At 58.2% G+C, this 13,675-nt stretch carries 15 protein-coding genes; 7 read left to right on the top strand and 8 right to left on the bottom strand.

Annotated elements, in window-relative coordinates:
* Nucleotides 1–156: 156 nt before the first annotated feature.
* From B2585_RS05075 to B2585_RS05105, 7 genes are all read left to right on the top strand, one after another.
* Nucleotides 157–792 (top strand): hypothetical protein, encoded by a 636-nt coding sequence (locus B2585_RS05075; RefSeq protein ID WP_292020689.1) that lies wholly within the window; start codon nucleotides 157–159, stop codon nucleotides 790–792.
* 133 nt (nucleotides 793–925) lie between these two features.
* A complete protein-coding gene (gene rplM / locus B2585_RS05080) occupies nucleotides 926–1,390 on the top strand; it encodes a 50S ribosomal protein L13 (protein ID WP_292020691.1) in 465 nt (154 codons plus the stop codon).
* A 2-nt stretch (nucleotides 1,391–1,392) separates the two neighbouring features.
* On the top strand, nucleotides 1,393–1,887 hold the full coding sequence (rpsI, locus tag B2585_RS05085; protein WP_292020693.1) for a 30S ribosomal protein S9: 495 nt from the start codon (nucleotides 1,393–1,395) through the stop codon (nucleotides 1,885–1,887).
* Nucleotides 1,888–2,091: 204 nt separating this feature from the next.
* Nucleotides 2,092–2,661 (top strand): hypothetical protein, encoded by a 570-nt coding sequence (locus tag B2585_RS05090; RefSeq protein WP_292020695.1) that lies wholly within the window; start codon nucleotides 2,092–2,094, stop codon nucleotides 2,659–2,661.
* Nucleotides 2,662–2,792: 131 nt separating this feature from the next.
* Nucleotides 2,793–5,291: a methyl-accepting chemotaxis protein gene (locus tag B2585_RS05095; protein ID WP_292020696.1), complete on the top strand. Its 2,499-nt coding sequence runs from the start codon at nucleotides 2,793–2,795 to the stop codon at nucleotides 5,289–5,291.
* 14 nt (nucleotides 5,292–5,305) lie between these two features.
* A complete protein-coding gene (locus B2585_RS05100; RefSeq protein ID WP_292020698.1) occupies nucleotides 5,306–6,364 on the top strand; it encodes a protein-glutamate methylesterase/protein-glutamine glutaminase in 1,059 nt (352 codons plus the stop codon).
* 142 nt (nucleotides 6,365–6,506) lie between these two features.
* Nucleotides 6,507–6,884: a chemotaxis protein CheD gene (locus tag B2585_RS05105; protein ID WP_292022730.1), complete on the top strand. Its 378-nt coding sequence runs from the start codon at nucleotides 6,507–6,509 to the stop codon at nucleotides 6,882–6,884.
* A 678-nt stretch (nucleotides 6,885–7,562) separates the two neighbouring features.
* On the opposite strand, the gene B2585_RS05110 is transcribed toward B2585_RS05105, so the two are convergent.
* The 8 genes from B2585_RS05110 to B2585_RS05145 all read right to left on the bottom strand — a co-directional run bounded on the left by B2585_RS05110 (nucleotide 7,563) and on the right by B2585_RS05145 (nucleotide 13,674).
* The gene (locus tag B2585_RS05110) at nucleotides 7,563–7,955 is read right to left on the bottom strand and encodes a hypothetical protein (protein WP_292020700.1); all 393 of its coding nucleotides are present in this window, start codon (nucleotides 7,953–7,955) and stop codon (nucleotides 7,563–7,565) included.
* A 3-nt stretch (nucleotides 7,956–7,958) separates the two neighbouring features.
* Nucleotides 7,959–8,345, bottom strand: a complete 387-nt coding sequence (locus B2585_RS05115; RefSeq protein WP_292020702.1) for a response regulator — start codon at nucleotides 8,343–8,345, stop codon at nucleotides 7,959–7,961.
* On the bottom strand, nucleotides 8,345–9,229 hold the full coding sequence (locus tag B2585_RS05120; protein WP_292020704.1) for a CheR family methyltransferase: 885 nt from the start codon (nucleotides 9,227–9,229) through the stop codon (nucleotides 8,345–8,347). Before B2585_RS05120 ends, B2585_RS05115 begins: the two co-directional genes overlap by 1 nt.
* 14 nt (nucleotides 9,230–9,243) lie before the next feature.
* A complete protein-coding gene (locus tag B2585_RS05125; RefSeq protein ID WP_292020706.1) occupies nucleotides 9,244–9,723 on the bottom strand; it encodes a chemotaxis protein CheW in 480 nt (159 codons plus the stop codon).
* Nucleotides 9,720–11,927 (bottom strand): chemotaxis protein CheA, encoded by a 2,208-nt coding sequence (locus tag B2585_RS05130; protein ID WP_292020708.1) that lies wholly within the window; start codon nucleotides 11,925–11,927, stop codon nucleotides 9,720–9,722. The genes B2585_RS05125 and B2585_RS05130 overlap by 4 nt, the downstream gene beginning before the upstream one ends.
* 16 nt (nucleotides 11,928–11,943) lie before the next feature.
* A complete protein-coding gene (locus B2585_RS05135) occupies nucleotides 11,944–12,312 on the bottom strand; it encodes a response regulator (RefSeq protein ID WP_292020710.1) in 369 nt (122 codons plus the stop codon).
* Entirely contained in the window at nucleotides 12,309–12,590 is a 282-nt protein-coding gene (locus B2585_RS05140) for an STAS domain-containing protein (RefSeq protein WP_292020712.1), read from the bottom strand. The genes B2585_RS05135 and B2585_RS05140 overlap by 4 nt, the downstream gene beginning before the upstream one ends.
* A 100-nt stretch (nucleotides 12,591–12,690) precedes the next feature.
* Entirely contained in the window at nucleotides 12,691–13,674 is a 984-nt protein-coding gene (locus B2585_RS05145) for a glucokinase (protein WP_292020714.1), read from the bottom strand.
* Between the last annotated feature and the right edge of the window lies 1 nt (nucleotide 13,675).

The raw sequence follows: 13,675 nt of genomic DNA on the forward strand, positions 1-13,675 counted from the left end.
CGCATGTTGGCGAATTCGCACCAAATCCCGCCGGGGGCCGCTATTGTCCATCGGGCAGGGACGAGACAGCGTGTTTCTCGTGCCACCGACAAGGTTTTTCTCGGTCAGGTGGAACCATACTGTATGCTTAGCCAGCAAGGAACGATCCGCAAGCCCATGAAAGAACATACGAAAGCGGTGCTGGAAGCCTGCACGGGCCAACTCGTCGCGCTGGGTCTCACGCGGCGCCGGCGTGGGCTTGCCGTATGGCAGATGAACGACGAAATGTGGGGTGGCGTCGGCATGCAGGTGCAGATCATGCGCGACAACTCCGTGCGCGTCGTTCCTGTGCCTCAGGTCGTCTGGGATCCGGTCGAGCGGCTCGTGGCGCATGGCAAGGGGCTGGGCTACCGACCATGGAGTCCGACGGCCATTACGCGCTCTCGCGTCGTCCTGCCGAGCAAGCAAGTCGGGCCTTTCGCATTTCCCGAACCCGAGCTGCACGGATCGGTTCTCGACCGGTTCGGCAGTTTCGTGCGGGCGAAACTGATCCCTGTCGTCCTCGAGATGGCCGACGAGCGCGAAATCCTGCGACACTACAGGCGGGAGGCCCCCAAGGGTGTAGGGCGCGCTGAACATGCGCTCGCCATTCTGGCTTGGACATCCAAGACGCTGGACCTGACCGAGGACTTCGGTTCGCTCCTGTCCGTTCAGCCGGAAGAAGAGAAACGAGCCCGTCTCGAAGCCTTCCACCACCGGCTTTGCGGATCGGAAGAGGTCCGCGAACTCATCGGACCGGCGCGCTTTGGCTGATTTTGGTGGGGTAAAATAATACCGAAAACCTAAGCCATTGTTTTCGCACCACTTTCATCGGAACTATTCCCTTGACCGGAGGCGCAATAAGACTAGAAACACGCCATCCGAAACCCACCAAGGGCCGACAGACATGAAAACCTTTTCTGCGACTCCTGCAGATATCGAGAAGAAATGGATCGTGATCGATGCCGAAGGCCTCGTTCTTGGTCGTCTTGCCTCGATCATCGCCATGCGCCTGCGTGGCAAGCACAAGCCAAGCTTCACCCCCCACATGGATTGCGGTGACAACGTCATCGTGATCAATGCCGACAAGGTGCAACTCACCGGCAAGAAGCGCACCGACAAGGTGCACTACTGGCACACCGGTTACCCCGGCGGCATCAAGTCGCGGACCACGGGCCAGATCCTCGAGGGCGAACACCCCGAGCGCGTCGTGACGATGGCCGTCAAGCGTATGCTTCCCGGCAATCGCCTGAGCCGCCAGCAGATGACGAACCTGCGCGTCTACGCCGGGGCCGAACATGGCCACGAGGCACAGAAGCCGGAAGTTCTGGATGTTAGGTCCATGAACAAGAAAAACACGCGTGAGGGCTGATCATGGCTGAAGAAGTTAAATCGCTCGATGAGCTGAACTCGGTTGTCGAAGGCGGCGATGAAGCTGTCGCGACCGAAACCTACATCCCGCGTGAGCCGGTCCGTGACGATCTCGGCCGTTCCTACGCCACCGGCAAACGGAAGGACGCGGTCGCCCGTGTCTGGATCAAGCCGGGCTCCGGCAAGGTCACTGTGAACGGCAAGGAGATGGACAAGTATTTCGCCCGTCCCGTGCTCCAGATGATCCTGCGTCAGCCCTTCACCGTTGCTGGCGTCGATGGCGAGTTCGACGTGATGGCGACCGTGACCGGCGGCGGCCTCTCCGGTCAGGCTGGTGCGGTCAAGCACGGCATCTCCAAAGCGCTTCAGCTGTATGAACCGTCGCTGCGTCCGGCACTCAAGGCCGCAGGGTTCCTGACCCGCGACAGCCGCGTCGTGGAACGCAAGAAGTACGGCCGCCGCAAGGCACGTCGGAGCTTCCAGTTCTCCAAGCGCTGATCCGCAAACGCGATCGCACTTTGCAACTTTCAAGGGGCCGCTTTCACAGCGGCCCCTTTTTTCGTTTTGGTTCAGTGTGTTGTCGTCATCGGTCGAGTTTTAGGCATTGCACACAGGTTGGCCTTAACTGTCCGGAAAGGGGGTCGCTCTAGGGTCTCATGGAATCCCCAAGAGAGGGGGAAACACCACGGACGGAGTGACCCGATGAAAATTATCTATGCTTCTGCGCTGGCTTTTGGCCTTGCCACGCCAACAATGGCGGATGACGCCGCATCTGCCATGGGCGCCTTCCTGGACGAGAACGTGATGTCCTGGGCGACCGCCCCGGTTCTTATCGGTGCGGTCCGGGCGCAAAATGCCGAGACTGCGGCACTGTCTCAATCCGAGATCGATGCAATGGACGCAGCATGGCGAAATGAGATCGGCCAGTCGTCGCGCCCGACGATCGACCGGGTCATGTCGAGCGCAGCCTCGGATTTCCTTCGCTCGCAAGTCCGGGATTCGAACGGGGCGGTCACCGAGATTTTCATCATGGATTCCCGCGGTCTGAATGTGGCCGCCTCGGGCGTCACCTCTGACTACTGGCAGGGCGACGAAGCCAAACATTCCGAGACCTTTGGCGCCGGCTCAGGCGCCAGGCACTTCTCAGAGATAGAGAAGGATGAATCGACCCGCACCTATCAGGGGCAAGCCTCTCTCACGATTGTCGATCCTGAGAGCGGTGAACCGATCGGCGCAATGACCGTGGGCATTAACGCTGAAGCCCTGTTCTGATCCCAGCAACGCGCGCGTGGCAACTGCCAAGAAAGTCGAGCAAGACCATGGAAACCAATTCAAAAACTGTGCGGGGCGCCGGCTTTCGCTTGAACTCAATCTTCATCAAACTCGCCGGGGTGGTTTTTGCCATGGCCGTCGCACTGACCGGACTTGTGTCCTGGTTCAATACAGGCGCGACAGTCTACGAACTCGAAAACGCCATCAAGCACAGCGGGCATGAGATCACGAGGATCGTCACCGCGAACTTGGCCGGGGACATCGCATTCGGCGACAAAGAGTCGATCAAGGAGCAGATTGCGAACCTGACAGATCAGGAGAATTCCGAAACACAACATGGCGTTGCGGTAAAATCCGACGGAACTGTCGTGGTGTCCCATGGCACGACCCCAGTGCAAGCCGAACCCTTGTCGAGGCTGGCCGAGAAGGCGGTGAACACCGGCGAAACAGTTGTCTCTGACGATGGCATGCAGATCGCCGTACCGGCGCGCTACGGCGACGGGGTCGTCGGCGCCTTGGCACTGTCGTGGTCGGCGGAGCATGCGATCGCCGGCGCGCAGGCTACGCAGTTCTGGGTGCTCGGAATCTCGATGGGTACCGTTGTCGTCCTCATTGTTCTGATGATGCTTGGACTTCGGGCCTGGCTTACGAAGCCGCTTGTGCGGACGGCTCATCAAGTGAATGAGGTGTCGCAAGAACGGTTCGACATCGACGTCCACGCCGCGAAACGAGGCGATGAACTTGGCGACCTCGGAAAATCAGTAGAAGAACTCCGGCAAACGCTCATGAAGGGGAAGGAAACCGCGCGCATGAACCGCTTTCGCGGAAAGGCGTTCGAATCCAGCTCTGCGGCCATCATGATGACAGATGCGGACATGGTCATCACGCAGACGAACCAGTCAGTGACAGAGATCTTCGAGAAATACGCTGAGCATTTTAAGACCGTAGCTCAGGATTTTGACCCTCAGAAGGTGGTCGGCAGTAATATGGACGTGTTTCATGCCGGTGCATTGAAGGCACGCGTCCGCAAACTGCTTTCTGACCCGTCCAACCTTCCGTTTCAGGCGAATATCAGCGTCGGGCCCACGCGATTCCAACTTGTGATCAGCAGCGTGCGATCTGATGCCGGCAATATCGAAGGCTATGTCGTTGAATGGACGGATAAGACCAGAGAATACATGAACGACGCTATTCTTGCCGCCATCGAGGAAAACCAGATCAAGGCCGAATTCACAGTTGATGGCCACATCGTCGATGCGAATACTCACTTCGCGAACGCCTGCCGTGCATCTATCGATTCCCTCAAGGCAGCCGGGGCTGACGACATTTTCGACTTCGATACCGAAATGGCAGAATCCAAAGGCACGGTGTTTGATCGCCTACGGCGGGGCGAGTCTGTTTATGGATCCTTCCGCCTTCAACGCCAAGGGGGTGGTCATGCCGTCGTTGATGGCGGCTTTACGCCCGTGCGCGATGTGAAAGGCAACCTTCTTCATATTATTCTCGTCGGTAACGACGTAACGGAAGTGCGCGAGAGCATTGCCGCGGCAGAAAGCGAAAGACGTCGGGTGAAGGCCGCGCAGGATGGCGTCGTGGACGCCCTTCGTGGCGGTCTCGAGAGCCTGGCCGAGGGCGACTTGATGACCCGGATCGACGATGCGTTCCCCGAGGATTACGAACAGTTGCGCAACGACTTCAACCGTGCGGCGGACAAGCTGCTGGAGGCGATGCGCGGCGTGATCGAGAACGCCGACCTCATCACCGGCGAGGCCTCGGAAATCTCCTCCGCCGCAGACGACCTCTCTGCCCGGACCGAGAAACAGGCCGCGACGCTGGAAGAAACCGCCTCGGCGCTCGACCAGTTGACCTCCTCGGTGCGCTCGGCGGCGGATGGCGCGGCCCATGCCAACGAGATCGTCGAGAAGGCGCGAGAGAATGCCGCGGCTTCGGGTGAGGTCGTGCGCGAAGCTGTCGGTGCGATGGGCGAGATCGAAACCAGTTCGACCCAGATTTCCAAGATCACCGGCGTGATCGACGACATCGCCTTCCAGACCAACCTGCTCGCGCTCAACGCAGGGGTGGAGGCGGCCCGCGCGGGCGAGGCCGGGCGTGGCTTCGCGGTCGTGGCCTCGGAGGTGCGCGCACTGGCGCAGCGCTCGTCCGATGCCGCACGCGAGATCAACGAGCTCATCTCCGCCTCGGGCGGGCAGGTGAAGCGCGGCGTGAGCCTCGTCGGGCAGGCCGGTGAGGCGCTGAAGGGGATCGTCGAGAGCGTGACCGAGATCAGCCGGAACGTCTCGGAGATCGCCGTCAGCGCGCGCGAGCAAAGCTCGGGCCTTGCCGAGATCAACACGGCGGTGAACCAACTCGACCAGGTGACGCAACAGAACGCCGCGATGTTCGAGGAGACGACGGCGGCGAGCCACGCGCTCACCCGTGAGGCCGAGACGCTGGCGCGCACGATGGGACGATTCCGCACCGGAGACGCGGGGGCTGGCGCCGCCGAACCCCCCGCGGACTTTGCCTCCCGCCGCGTTGCGCCCAAGCCACCCGCCGCTGCGGTGCCGCTCGCGACACAAGCAGTTGCCACGCAGGTCGTCGATGACGACGACGGGTGGGACGAATTCTGAGGCGCGGTCCAGACATGAAGAATCCCCGTCGGGTCCTGATTGTAGATGACTCTCCTACAATGCGGCGCTTGATCCGCAGCGGAATAGAACGCGAGCCACGTCTGCAGGTGGTGGGCGAGGCAGGTTCGGCCCGTGACGCCAGGGAATTGGTGAAGCAACTCCAACCGGACATCTTGACGCTCGATGTCGAAATGCCTGGGATGGACGGCCTTGAGTTTCTCAGGCGTCTAATGAAGGCCCGACCAATGCCGGTCGTCATGGTATCCTCTTTGACAAGAGAAGGCAGTGACTTGGCCCTGCAAGCGCTTTCGCATGGAGCACTCGACTGTGTCGAAAAACCCCGATTTGGGGAAGCCAGCAGAACGTTTTCGCGTCTTACAAGTATGCTTGTGGAGTTGGCGGATGCCGTGCCTGGTCGCCGACCAAGACTGGACCCAGTCCATCACGAAAAAAATTCCGATGCGCGGCATGCGTGGAACGGCAAGACGGTGTTGATGGGCGCTTCGACGGGAGGCGTTGAAGCTCTTGAAACAGTATTCCGAGCTTTTCCCTCAGATTGTCCGCCCACGCTTGTTACTCAGCACATGCCGGCCGAGTTTCTGTCCCGTTTCGCAGCTAGGTTGAATTCAATGATCGCTCCAACTGTTCGGCTGGCAAGACACGGCGACAAGCTTCAGCAAGGTGAAATTCTTATCGCCCCGGGCGGCGCTCATCATATGGGCCTCGACGCGCAGTTCGGAATGAACACTACCCTGAAGGCGGGTGAAAAACGATCAGGACACCGCCCTTCAGTCGATGAACTCTTCCTGTCGGCTGCGCCGCATGCCGAGCGCATTGTAGCCGCTTTACTGACTGGTATGGGTCAGGACGGTGCTCGCGGACTGCTCGAGTTGCGATTGAACGGAGCCAAAACCTTTGCTCAGGACGAAGCCACGTGTGTCGTGTATGGAATGCCGAGGGTGGCCGCCGAACTCGGTGGGGTGGAGCGTTCCGTACCTATTCATGGATTAGCTCCTGCTCTCCTAGCTGCGACCGCCGAAAAAAATGAATCTATGGATCTTCCGAATGCCTGATTTAAAGAACCGCAAGTTGGGACGGGTTTACATATCGCAGGGAGAATTTGCTATCGACGGCGGGGACGAAGCGCTGATCGCGACATTGCTCGGATCTTGTATTTCAGCTTGCCTTTGGGACCAGAAACGCCAAATAGGGGGCATGAACCACGTCGTGTTTGTGGACGAAACGCGAAATAGGGGCCGATCATACGGGCATGGTGTTAATGCCATGGAGCTATTGCTGAATGGTCTCTTCAGATTGGGTGCTAACCGCGAAGACCTTCGGGCAAAGGTTTTTGGTGGCGCTAGCATGATAGATGGATTGTCTGATTCCGGTATCCAAAACGCCAATTTTGTACGTACTTTCCTTCAACGCGAAACCATTCAGATCGTTGGAGAGGACACAGGAGGCCGGCGGGCAAGACGATTGGAATTCTGGCCAGGAAGTGGACGTGCAAGGGTCAAATATGTTTCACAGAGTGTACCAATAATGAGGGAGATAGAACCCAAAGTCGCAAACGGTGTCGAACTGTTTTAGGTAAGTCCAAGACGCAATCGCTGGACTAGGCCTTGCGCCAGCCTCGCTATCCCCGTCGTTCTCAGGCAATTCGCTTTGTCACGGTTCGAGAAACGAGCTGTGTTGATGTCGCGCTAGGCTGCAGAGTGTGGGGTAGGCTGTGCCGCGGTTATCAGTTCGGCATGTCGCAAGGTTCACTGCAAGGCGCAAGTCTGATTGGCCGTACCTAGTGTGTTAGCAACGCCGAAGAGCACGACTTCTGAAAGTTGAGGTCACCGCTGGTTCTTTTTGCACCGGCGTACGAGTTGGTAGCTTGGGGACGGCGGCCAATATGCAGACTGGTTTAACAAAGGGCTGGGAAGAAAACCTGCTTAGAACCCGAATCCAAAAGAAAGCAGACATACTGCTAGATGAAATACACACCGATGATAGTGGCGGAACTGGATCGAAATCATGTTCAGAAAATTGAAAAACGGGCGAAGCGTAGGGAGCAGTGATAACCCACGTGCCAAAGCCTTCCTGCCGATTATCACTCTCGCAGCCGTCCTCTTCTACTTTCTTTGGATTGTCTAAACTCTACAGACCGCCCGAATTTTGGATCGGGTCTGCGAACAACGCCTGAAATGGCGTGCCCCAACCAACGCAGGTTGAGTCCATGATAATTAGTTCGATCCTTCGACACGAAAATAGCCTGTATCGTCAGAACCAATCGGTTGGGTTGTCATCACGATGTGAGCTTCTTGCGTGAACCGACGAGCCAGAAATGAGGCGGTCCCGAAGGCTTCTCAGGATGATCTTGCTTGCGAGGTCGTTGCTATTTAGAGGATTGTCAGGCTGTGTGTTTGAAAGGAAACTCGCAACGTTGGCGAGGTCAGAAACGGTCTGCTGGAGCCGATCCAGCTCTTGAAGCATATGAAACTCCGCGATCAAATCCGGATGGCTGCTCTTTTCGAGAAGAGCGGCAATCAGGTGCTGCAGCATTTGGCAGACGTCAGATGCGCGCTCTAATTCACTTGCAACGATCGCTAGGACGCCGCAACTTCCGAGTTCGCAGACGGAGTCCTCTCCCTGCATGTCCTTTTCTGGTCGCATGACTTACAAACGGCCCACAATTGCTTCTACGGCCTTGCGTAGGTCATCTGGATTGAAAGGTTTCGCGAGGAAATTGTTCATTCCGAGTTTCTTCCCGGTTTCTATTATAGATTTTTCCGCCTTGCCAGTTATCAAGAGGAACCCGACATTGCTGGTCTTCGGAGCGTTTCGGAGCACATGAAGCAATTGTAACCCGTTCATCCCGGGCATGTTCATGTCCGAAATGACCATGTGCACAGGCCAAGATTTCAACTTTTGCAAAGCGCTGTGTCCATCGGCGACACTTTCCACGTGTCGGATCCCAAAACCGTCAAGGGCCTGCGTTATCAAGCCACGACTGGTCGACATGTCGTCCACTACCAATACGCGGAGTTGATCTCGCACAGACATTAGCGCACCTTTCCATTCAGGGGGGCAAGTTCACCCGTGCGGCGGTAGGCTGTCACGTGAGCTTTTCCAAAATATTTCTCTGCCGAAGTATGGATACGCTCGCTGTGCCCAAGCATTAACCATCCGCCGGGCGCAAGAATACTAGCAAAGCGACGCCATAGTGTGGCTTGTGTTTCCATGTCAAAGTAAATCACCACATTCCGACAGAAAATCACATCGAACTGCCCGGTCATTGGCCACGGATTCAGTAGATTCAAGACCCTGAAGGAAATCATGGATCGAAGATCTACCCCAAATGCTTGCCCATTCTTTTCTTGTTGATGCAGAAAACGAGACCTTTGTTGCTCGCTCAATCCGCCAAGCATATGCTCGGGGTATGCACCAGCCTTTCCAAACTCTACGACGGTCGGATCGATGTCGGTAGCAAGAATGCGGGCGCCACGGACCGCGTGCAAGTCTGCTTCCGCCAGCGTCATGGCTATCGAGTACGGTTCTTGTCCATTTGCACAACCTGCTGACCAGATCCTGATTGGTTCGGCACCAGGCCGTCTAGCAAGCTCGGGAAGGATTTGCGTTTTCAGGAGTTCAAAATGATGCTTTTCGCGGAAGAAATGCGACACATTCGTCGTGAGAGCCGAAATCATCAGGCCTAGTTCTATCTGGCCCTCGGCGCTTTCTACGTGCGAGCAATAGTCATCGAAATCTACCAATTGCAAAGCGCGCAGGCGCCGAGCCAATCGCGTTCTGACCATATCGGCTTTGCTCTCGGCAATAGATAGGCCTGCTTCGCGCATAGCCAGGGCCGCTATGCGACGGAATGCTGCCTTGGACAGGCGTGGTCCATGTAGACCTTTGTCTGCACGGGGCGATTTCGGAGCCTTCATGTTAGGAAATGTATTCAAGCGGCTTCCTCATCCGACGAGGGCACCACCGCGGTCAGGTCGAGCACGCGGATCATCCGGTTTTCCATTATAGTGAGCGCCGACACGAAACTGCGCTGTTGATCGGCCGGCAGATCAGGTGGGGGTTGGAGATCTTCATGCGAAATTGCAAGAATATCGGAAACCGCATCGACCATGAGTCCGACCACGCGTTCTCCAGTCGCCACGACGATAATGACGTTTCTTTGCGTGTCAGTTTCCGTGTGCATGTCGAGACGGCAGGCAAGATCCATAATTGGGAGTACAGTTCCGCGCAAGTTGATCACGCCCCGCATGAAACTGGGAGAGTGAGGCAGAGTCGTGGCCTTAGCGCCGCCGCGGATTTCTCGCACTTGCATGATGTCGACGCAGTAGTCCTGTCCGCCGACGAGAAACGATAAGTATTCTCGGACCGAACCATCACCCGAATAGTCCTTAATCGCTTCAGAGTCGGTCATTCTTCTGCTCCTGAGCTGTTTAAATTTTCATGGTTTGAGATCTGATGGCGTGGCGCTTTGGGCCGGGTGCGACCGCTGGCTTGGGTGATCAGGTCTATTGGGTCCAGGATTAGCGCGATCTGGCCATCGCCAAGGATTGTTGCAGCTGCAATGCCGGGCACGCGGCCATAGCTTTCCTGAAGGCCCTTTATGACGACTTGGCGCTGATCCTCGATGGCGTCGACGACGACCGCGGCTGCGAGTCCATCTTCCTGGCCGATCAAAAGGACCACACCGCCGGTGTAGTCATCCAGAGGAGCACGATAGCCAAGCTCAGCGCCCAGATCGATTAGCGGGACAAAGCTGTCACGGATATTGACGACATGAGTCGAAGGTCCGAACGCGCGGAGGTCTTCCTGCGTCACGGCCAGCGTTTCGAATATTGAATTCAGCGGGACGACAAGGGTCTCGCCGGCAACGTTCACGACCATTCCGTCAAGCACGGCCAGAGTGAGTGGCAACGAAATTGAAAAAGTCGTGCCATGCCCTGGTTCAGACTGAATCGATATCCTGCCGCCCAAGGACTGGATCGCGCTTCGCACCACGTCCATACCTACACCGCGGCCGGACAGGTTGGACACTTCATCCGCGGTCGAGAAGCCAGGCAGGAACAAAAGGTTGTCGATCTCCCCGTCGCTGAGCTGGCTATCGGCCGGAATGAGGTCTTTCTCGACCGCTTTGCGAAAGACTTTATCGCGATCAATGCCGGCACCGTCGTCAGCCACCTCGATCACGACACGACCGGAACGATGCACCGCAGTCAGAAAGACAGAACCTTCACGCGCCTTGCCCATTCTTTCGCGGACATCATTGGCCTCCAGCCCATGATCTACTGCATTTCGGATCATATGGGTCAAAGGGTCAGCGAGACGTTCGATAACGGTCTTGTCGACTTCGGTGTTTTCACCATCGGTGCGCAGCCGGACATCTTTGCCAATGGCTGCCGACGCTTCACGGACGATACGGGACATGCGCTGAAATAGCGACTTCACCGGCTGGGCGCGGATCATCATCACGCTTTCCTGGATGTCTCGCGTAAGCTGTTGAAATTCTTCGAGTCCGGTGCTGACCGGTGAGTTTGGCGGAATACCGGCCGCCTGGACGCTTTGGCTCAGCATCGCCTGATTGATGACGATCTCGCCAACAAGGTTAACGAGACGATCGATCCGGTCCAGATCAACGCGCACTGTGGCACGCGGTGCGGCGGCTCCCGCACCAGTCTTGCGTTCGGCAGGAGGCGCAGCTTCCAATCTGGCGGCCGGTGTTTCGGCGACCTCGGGGAAATTCCCCTGTTCGATAGTGGGGGCAGAGTTCACCTGATCGTTGCGCGGCAGGTCTGGCGCTCCATTATCAGCAGGCCATTCTGCGTCGCCGCCGAGTGGCGGCAGTGGCACCAAAGCCTCCAGGTTAGAGGAACCCGTCTCTTTCTGCTTGATATCAAGCGTGCAAAGGCCTTCGACGAAATCGAAAGCTTCGGCGATTGCCGCGCGGCCCTCGGTCGTCTCTAGCGTTAAAGTCCAACCGATATGTGCATGCTCGCAATCCAGTTCGGCGAGGGGGGGAAGGTCGTTGTGATCGCAGGTTACTGAAAGGTCGCCGATGTCGCGGAGGGCTCGGAACAAAAACAACGGTTCATTGCCGTTGGCGTAAAGCATCGGCCCTGGTTGGAACCTGATCTTCCAAATCGGGTCGGAGACCGTTTCGTCGTCTTGTCCGTCGAGCGACAGGTCAAGCGACAGTGGCGTAACCTCGAAGTCCACCGTTTCGGCGGTTTGGTCTTCACTCTGGACGCCGCCAATCAGGGTGTCGAGTTCCGCCAGAACAGGGTCCAGTTTGGCCGAGTCATGGGGGACTTCATCGCGGCATTCGCGGACGAGGTCGCCCAGAACATCGTTGCAAGTAAAGAACAATTTTAGGAGGTGAGGATCGGTATCGAGTTTGCCGCTGCGGAGGTCGTCAAGCGCAGTCTCGAACCGGTGCGCGAACCCGACGAGGCCGTCGAGACCGAAAGCACCGGCGCCGCCTTTGATTGAATGGACCGCGCGGAAGACCACATTGACGGTTTCGGCGTCGCCTTCTCCATCATACATGGATTGCAAGCCATCCTGAAGCGCTTCGAGCAGTTCTTCGCATTCGATGAAGAAGGATGCCTTGATTTCGGCCATTGGATCGGACATGCGATTACCCCGCCACCATTCTGAGGGCCTTGACGAGCTTGGCAGGGTCGAAGGGCTTCACGATCCAGCCGGTAGCGCCGGCCTCCCGCGCGCGATCTTTCATGTCAGCCGCGCTTTCCGTCGTGAGCACGAGGATCGGGACCGACCGAAACTCTTCCTTCGCGCGCACTGCATCAATGAAACCGAATCCATCCATGCGAGGCATGTTGATGTCAGTTATGATTGCGTCAGGCGGCGCGATCTCTTCCAGGACTTCCAGGCCGTGTATCCCGTCCTCGGCCACATGCGCTTCGATCCCTTCTGCGGTGAGGGCCAGCCGCACCATGTCACGCATCGTGCGGCTGTCGTCGACCGCGAGAACCTGCATCGTCATGCCCGTGACTCCCACTGCGTGACCGTGTCCGTCGAGAACCCAAGAAGAGAAAGCTGATCTGCGAGGTCGTTGGAGGCGTTGATTAACGTCAGGCTCCGTCCCGCCTCGGACCAACTACGCGCCGCCGCACGAATGACCTGCAACGACAAGGCACCGATGTGAGTGACACCGCCGGCGTCGAGTTGAACGTCTTCCGCGTCATGGGCGAGCAAGGCATCGCGCAACGGCCCAGCGGCACGCAGGTCCAGTTTTGGCTGTAACGTGATCGTGGCGCTCATCCCCAGGACCTCGCGCCAAGCCATTTGTCCGTCATCTCGTTCGGCCCTCTATTCCGTACGGTGCTGACACCGGGATACGGCAGGGGACGTTAAGATTGACTTACCCCGAGACGGTTTTTCCAGGCCGGCGTTTCTGGGCCAGATGGCGGGCGCAGCCGGTGAGCGCGGCGTAATCGTCCTCGACCAGACAAACTGGGAAGTTCTTCATGAAACCCGCGAAACGGCCTTTGTCGCGCATTGCGTCGTCAAAGCCCATATCGGCCAACCACGGGCCAACGGCCCTCGCCACGCCGCCGACCAGGAAAATTCCACCGAAGGGCAAGTGGATAAGGGACAGGTTCCCTGTGACGGTGCCGAGGATTCGCACAAAAAACGCGAGTGCAGCGGTCGCCGTCTCATCCCCCTTGGCCGCCAGTTCCATGACCTGAGCTGCGGAATACTCTCGTGCCGCGCCCTGCCGCCCACTCATCCAGCCCGCGACATGTGCGAGACCACGGCCGGACAGGACATCCTCGACCGCCGGAAAGCCGTGGGCCGTTTCGAAGTCCCGGCACAGGTCGAGTTCCTCGGTGGAGCGGATCGGCAAGTTGGCGTGCCCCGATTCTGAGGGCACGACGAGCCGCCCGGCCGGGGTTTCATGGACGGGTGCGCAGTTGAAACCCGTTCCGACCCCGATCACGAGTTTCGAGGCATGGTCCGGTGCCGCAGTTCCGGCCACCACGCGGGTAACGCGATCCGGCGCGATATGGCCCAGAGCATGCCCCTGCGCCTGAAGGTCATTGATGACATCCACGACTTCGGCACGGGCCGCGCGTGCGACCGTTTCCGCGTCGATGGTCCAGTCGAGGTTGGTCATGTCGCCGACCCCGTCGCGAACCGGCCCCGCAAGAGCGACACAGGCGCCGCCACAGTCCGGGTTGTTCTGACCGGCCAGATAGGCGGTGAGCACAGTTTCCAGCCCTGCGAAGTCAGCGTTTCTGAACCGTTCGATCGTATCAGGGAGAAGCCGGGTTCCCTCCGCCAGTGCCACGCGTGTGTTCGTGCCGCCGATATCAGCGACGAGGGAGAGGGCGGTCTCGGTCATG

It is taken from the genome of Maritimibacter sp. UBA3975 (assembly GCF_002384975.1).
In the GTDB taxonomy this organism is placed as follows: Bacteria; Pseudomonadota; Alphaproteobacteria; order Rhodobacterales; family Rhodobacteraceae; genus Maritimibacter.

Coding starts and splice junctions, on each gene's coding strand:
- B2585_RS05075 (WP_292020689.1), top strand. CDS start 157: ATGAAAGAACATACGAAAGCGGTGCTGGAAGCCTGCACGGGCCAACTC.
- rplM (WP_292020691.1), top strand. CDS start 926: ATGAAAACCTTTTCTGCGACTCCTGCAGATATCGAGAAGAAATGGATC.
- rpsI (WP_292020693.1), top strand. CDS start 1,393: ATGGCTGAAGAAGTTAAATCGCTCGATGAGCTGAACTCGGTTGTCGAA.
- B2585_RS05090 (WP_292020695.1), top strand. CDS start 2,092: ATGAAAATTATCTATGCTTCTGCGCTGGCTTTTGGCCTTGCCACGCCA.
- B2585_RS05095 (WP_292020696.1), top strand. CDS start 2,793: ATGGCCGTCGCACTGACCGGACTTGTGTCCTGGTTCAATACAGGCGCG.
- B2585_RS05100 (WP_292020698.1), top strand. CDS start 5,306: ATGAAGAATCCCCGTCGGGTCCTGATTGTAGATGACTCTCCTACAATG.
- B2585_RS05105 (WP_292022730.1), top strand. CDS start 6,507: ATGAACCACGTCGTGTTTGTGGACGAAACGCGAAATAGGGGCCGATCA.
- B2585_RS05110 (WP_292020700.1), bottom strand. CDS start 7,955: ATGCGACCAGAAAAGGACATGCAGGGAGAGGACTCCGTCTGCGAACTC.
- B2585_RS05115 (WP_292020702.1), bottom strand. CDS start 8,345: ATGTCTGTGCGAGATCAACTCCGCGTATTGGTAGTGGACGACATGTCG.
- B2585_RS05120 (WP_292020704.1), bottom strand. CDS start 9,229: ATGAAGGCTCCGAAATCGCCCCGTGCAGACAAAGGTCTACATGGACCA.
- B2585_RS05125 (WP_292020706.1), bottom strand. CDS start 9,723: ATGACCGACTCTGAAGCGATTAAGGACTATTCGGGTGATGGTTCGGTC.
- B2585_RS05130 (WP_292020708.1), bottom strand. CDS start 11,927: ATGGCCGAAATCAAGGCATCCTTCTTCATCGAATGCGAAGAACTGCTC.
- B2585_RS05135 (WP_292020710.1), bottom strand. CDS start 12,312: ATGACGATGCAGGTTCTCGCGGTCGACGACAGCCGCACGATGCGTGAC.
- B2585_RS05140 (WP_292020712.1), bottom strand. CDS start 12,590: ATGAGCGCCACGATCACGTTACAGCCAAAACTGGACCTGCGTGCCGCT.
- B2585_RS05145 (WP_292020714.1), bottom strand. CDS start 13,674: ATGACCGAGACCGCCCTCTCCCTCGTCGCTGATATCGGCGGCACGAAC.